This window comes from Thermococcus sp., from assembly GCF_027063845.1.
In the GTDB taxonomy this organism is placed as follows: Archaea; Methanobacteriota_B; Thermococci; order Thermococcales; family Thermococcaceae; genus Thermococcus.
In genome coordinates this window covers 1-5094 of sequence record NZ_JAMOQU010000078.1, presented here as the reverse complement: position 1 = coordinate 5094, position 5094 = coordinate 1, and the positions used below count along the sequence as shown (strand labels likewise).

The window sequence follows — 5094 nt, the reverse complement described above, 5'->3', positions numbered from 1 at the left end:
CATCTTCAGCCCTCCAGACGGCCGAACATCTCCCTGTGCTCCTCGTCGCTTCTCCGCCTGATTTCCTCGAGGATTTTCCTGGCCTTCTCAAGGCTGAGCGAGACGACCTTTGAGACGCCGTTCCTCATCGTCACGCCGATAATCCTGTCGGCGTTGGCCATCATGACGTCGCGGTGGGTGATAACTATGAACTGGCTCTCCTGCGAGGCTTCCTTAATCAAATCAGCGACGCGCTTGACGTTTGCATCGTCGAGGTGTGCGTCTATCTCATCGAGGAGGTAGAAAGGAGCTGGTTTGTAGCGCTGTATCGCAAAGACGAAGGCCAGAGCGATTATCGCCTTCTCGCCACCGCTCATCGCCTCAATCCTCTTCACGTCCTTTCCAGCGGGCTTTGCCTCAATCTCAAGGCCACCCGCGAACGGGTCCTCTGGATTCTCGAGGATTAGTTTGGCCTCTCCTCCTGGAGAGAGCTTGGCGAAGAGCTCCGAGAAGTTCTTGGCTATGGCCTCGAGCGTCTGGAGGAACACCTGCTTCTTCTGGCCCTCTATTTCCTCGATGAACTCTTCTATGCTCTCCTTCTCGGCCAGAACCTGCTCGCGCTTGCTCTTGAGCTCGAGGTAGCGACGCTCAACGACCTCGAAGTCCTCGATGGCCTTCATGTTGACGGGCTCAAGGGCGCGTATCTCCTCCTCCATGCGCTCAATCTCTTCCCTGAGGGCTTCGAGCTCCAGCGGGATTTCCTTTATCGACTTAATCAGCTTCGCGTCGAAGTGCTTGAGCTCGGCCCTCTTTTCCTTGAGCGTCGTCTCGGCCTGCGCGAGCTTTATCTTGAGGGTGTTGGCCTCTATCCTGAGCTCCTGGAGCCTTGAGCTCAGCTCGTCCTTCTCCTTTCTCAGCTCAGCTATCTCCTTCCTCAGCCTCTCGCGCCTCTCGCGGAGCTCCTTCAGTTCGTCCTTCACGTTCTCCTCGGCCTTCTTCAGCTCCTCGAGCTCGGCTTCGAACCTCTTTATCGCCTCCTCGTTCTCCTTTATGTTGGCCTGGAGGGCGTTTATCCTATTGATTAAACCTTCGATTTCCTCTTCGAGGTCGGCCTTCCTCGGGAGCAGTTCCTCGTTTATCCTGCTCTCAAGGCTCTCGAGCTTGCTCTCGACCCTGCTGAGCTCCTCTTTGAGCTTCGCAATCTGCCCTTCCACTTCTCTAATTCTCGCGTTTAATTCTCTCGCCTCGGGGTTGTCGAGGGCCTTTCTGAGCTTCTCTCTCTTCTTCTCGAGCCTCTCAATCCTTCCGCGGAGCTTCGCTATTTCGCCCTTTGCCCCTTCGATTTTCGCAGTGAGGGTCTCTATGAGCTTCTCGCTCTCCTCGATTTCCTCCCTGAGCGATTTGTCCTCGGCCAAAAGCCTCTCCAGGTCGCGCTGGAGGACCTGTAAATCCTTCGACAGCTCGCTCTTCCTCATGCGGAGCTCGAAGAGAGTATTTTCTATCCCCTTCCTCTCGGCCTTCAGCGAGTTTACCTCTGCCTCAAGTGCCTCCTTCTCACGCTCAAGCCTCTCTACCTTTGCCTTAATCTCATCAACGTTGACCCCGAGCCTGCCCCTCGGCCTGTAATGACCGCCCGTTATTGCCCCACTCCTCTCGAGCAACTCACCGCCGAGGGTTACCATTCTGACCTTTCCTATGCCGATGCTCCTCGCTTCCTCCATGTCCTCGACGATGAGCGTGTCCCCGAGGGCGTAAGCGACGGCGTTCCTGAAGCGCGGGTCATAGCTCACAACGTCCATGGCAGGGATTCCGAGGGGAGGCTTCTCGCGCATCGAGCGGGGCTTTATCTTGTTGAGCGGGAGGAAGGTTAACCTTCCGAGCTTTTTCTCCTTGAGGAGTTTTATGGCTCTTTCAGCAACGCGGTCGTCCTCCACAACAACGTTATCATAGTTCCCACCGAGAGCCACCTCGACGGCTAACGCGTATCGTCTGTCCTTAACGGTTATCAGCTCGCCGAGCGTGCCGTATAAACCGGGAATGTTGCTCCTCTTAAGGAACTCCACAGCCCTGTTTCCGCGGACTTCCCTCTGCGCCTCGGCCTTTATGAGCTCTTCCTTGGTCTTGGCCAGCTCAGGTTCGAGCTTCCTGAGCTTTGCAGTCTTCTCCTCAAGTTCCTTCTCAAGCTTTCTGAGCCTCGCTTCCGCCTTCGAGAGCTTTCCTTCGACTTCCGAAAGCTCGGAGCGCTTCTCCTCAAGGGCCCTCTTGGTTTCATCAATCCTCTCGCGGAGGGCGTTCCTCTTGAGCTGGGCCTGCGTTATCCTCGTTCTGGCCCTCTCGATTTCCTCGCTGAACTTCTCAATCTCGCTCTCCTTGACGTAAAGGTTCTTCTTGGCCTCTTCAAGCTCCTCGACGACCTTGTCGAACTCCTCCCTCGCGAGGGAATAGCGCCTGTCAATCTCGCCGAGCTTCACGACGAGCTCGTTCCTGCTGGCCTCAAGCGTCTTTATATCGGCCAGGAGCTTCTCTCTCCTCTTCGACCAGCGCTTTATCGCGTTCCTGCTCTTTTCTATCTCCTCGCCGATTCTCTTGAGCTCGTCCTTTGCCTTCTTCAACCTCCGCTGGCTCTCCTCGATTTCCCCAGTGGCATTCTCGATGTTCCTCTTCGCCATCTCAATCTTCGACTTTACCTCGCTTATCTTTCTCGTAACCTCGAGTATCCCGTCCTCGCTCTTCTCCTCAAGTTCCCTCTCGACTTCGGCGAGCTCTTTCTCTTTCGCCACTATCTCCTTGGCGATTTCCTTCAGCTTGGCGTTGAGAGCGTTTACTTCGGCCTCTATCTCCCTGTCCCTCGTGCTCTCATCCTCAATAATCTTCTCAAGCCTCTTTATCTCGCCGAGGAGGAGAGTTACTCTGGCCTTCTCAACGCGCTCCTTCAGGTCGAGGTACCTTAGAGCGTCGTTTCGCTCCTTCTCAAGTTTGTCGAGCTGGGCTTTAACTTCCCTTATGAGCAAGTCAACGCGCGCGAGATTTTCTTCGGCCTGCTTGAGCTCCTTCAGGGCCCTCTCCTTCTTGGCGTCGTACTCCGCTATGCCCGAGATGTCGTCTATGATGAGCCTCCTCTCCGTTGGTGACATCTTGATGAACTTCGTTATATCCCCCTGGAGGACGATATTGTAGCCCTCGGGAGAAATCATCGCCGCGCTCAGGAGGTCTATTATCTCGCTCCTCGTGGCTCGCTTTCCGTTGAGCCAGTAGGTGCTCCTGCCGTCTTTGTAAACTCTCCTCTTGATTACGACCTCGTCCTCGTCAATCGGAAAGCCCCTATCCTCGTTGTTGAAATACATCGCGACCTCGGCGTACTTTGCTGGAGGCTCACCCTTCGAACCTGCAAAGATTAAGTCGCTTATCCTGCTGGCTCGCATCGCCTTGGCCGAGAGTCCACCGAGAACGAAGAGAACCGCGTCGCCGATGTTGCTCTTTCCAGAACCGTTGGCACCGACTATGGCAGTAAAACCCCTTGCGAGCGGAACGACGACCTTTTTGTTACCGTAGGATTTGAAGCCCTTCATTTCTATCTTCTCAATGTAAGGCATAGCTCACACCTAAGTGGAGAAGAGGAACGGGTGATATATAAACCTCACTCAACGATTCTCTTTAGCATCGCGAGAACCCGCTCATCAACGCCGTCGCTGACGGTTACGTAGAAGTTTGAGTTGGAAAGAAGGGTCATGTCCCTAAGCTTTCCTACGAAGCGGAGGGTTCTCTCAAGTCCGTTTTCGAGCAGGAGGTATTCAAAGGCGTCGAGGATTACGTTCCTGGCGCCTTTGGAAAGTGAGTCCCAGACCCTTTGCTCGATGACGTAGAGGTTTGTGGGCTCAACCGCTTGGGGATGCCTAACCCTGGTGACCCAGATGTGCACAACGTCCGAATCTGGAACCTCGCCCGGCATTTTCCTAGTTATCAGAACTTTCCTCTCTGGAAGGGCTCTCAGCACTGTTGGAAGAACCCTGTAATCCAAAACCTTCTGGGGTCCTCCGCGAATTTTCCCCTTCAGGAACATGTGGCATCACTTCTCAATGAACGTCTCAATGAATGATGGAACACATTGGAACGGCTGTGTTGATTCATTGGCACTTATGAGTGTTTCCTTATAAATTTTACTGATGCAACAAATAAGCTTCGAGTTTTAAAGAAAAGGAAAAACGGTGCAATCGTCGCTTTTTGGAAGTTCATTCTTTCCTCTCGCAGAGTTCGAGAAGCACACCGGTTACTGCCTTCGGGTGGACGAAGGCTATCTTCGCTCCGCCGGCACCTATCCTCGGCTCCTCGTCTATGAGTCTGTAACCCTTCTCCTTCAGCTCCTTGAGGTGCTCCTCGATGTTCGTAACGCCCAAAGCGATGTGATGTATCCCCTCGCCGCGCTTGGCTATGAACTTTGCTATCGGCGAGTCCTCGGCCGTGGGTTCCAAAAGCTCAATCCTGCTCTCGCCGATGTGGATTATCGCGGTTCTAACCTTCTGGTCGGGCACTTCCTCGATTTCCTCAACCTTGAGGCCGAGGCCCTCCCAGACCTTTATGGCCTCCTCCAGGTTCTTAACGGCTATACCAACGTGGTCTATCTTCTTGAACATGCAATCACCTCCAGAGGTCCTCCTTAAGCTTCTCCATCACGATTTGAGAGGCCGAATATGGGTCGAGCTTCCTCTCAACGACCTCTTCGATGAGTTCCTTCGCTTCTCCCTTCGCGAGCCTCTCCTCCACCTTGCTCGCTATCGTCGAGGCGATAATCGTCTTCACTTCCTCCCTCGCGCGGAAGGCCCTCCTCTCCCTCAGCCTTCCGCTCTCCTCCATGTGCTTCCTGTGGGCTTTTATCGCCTCCCAGAGGGGCCTGACGCCCTTGAGGGTAAAAGCTGTTGTCTCGACTATCGGGGGCTCCCAGCCGAGCTTTTTCCACTTGTCCCTCTCGAACTCCAAAGCCATCTTGAGCTCGAGGTAGACCATCTCAACGCCTTCCCTGTCGGCCTTGTTGATGGCGAATATGTCTGCAACCTCCATGAGGCCGGCCTTAATGGCCTGAACCTCGTCGCCGAGGCCCGGAACGGTTACGAGAACGAC

General features: G+C 54.4%; 4 protein-coding genes. All 4 read right to left on the bottom strand.

The window, feature by feature from the left end:
- Positions 1 to 5: 5 nt before the first annotated feature.
- Positions 6 to 3572, bottom strand: a complete 3567-nt coding sequence (gene smc / locus MVO87_RS05865; RefSeq protein WP_297552538.1) for a chromosome segregation protein SMC — start codon at positions 3570 to 3572, stop codon at positions 6 to 8.
- Positions 3573 to 3616: 44 nt separating this feature from the next.
- Positions 3617 to 4039, bottom strand: a complete 423-nt coding sequence (locus MVO87_RS05860) for a DUF835 domain-containing protein (RefSeq protein ID WP_297516290.1) — start codon at positions 4037 to 4039, stop codon at positions 3617 to 3619.
- Between the two features lie 169 nt (positions 4040 to 4208).
- Positions 4209 to 4610: a methylmalonyl-CoA epimerase gene (mce, locus tag MVO87_RS05855; RefSeq protein WP_015859537.1), complete on the bottom strand. Its 402-nt coding sequence runs from the start codon at positions 4608 to 4610 to the stop codon at positions 4209 to 4211.
- Between the two features lie 4 nt (positions 4611 to 4614).
- Positions 4615 to 5094: P-loop NTPase family protein (locus tag MVO87_RS05850; RefSeq protein WP_524540272.1), on the bottom strand; the 480-nt coding region annotated here is incomplete at its 5' end.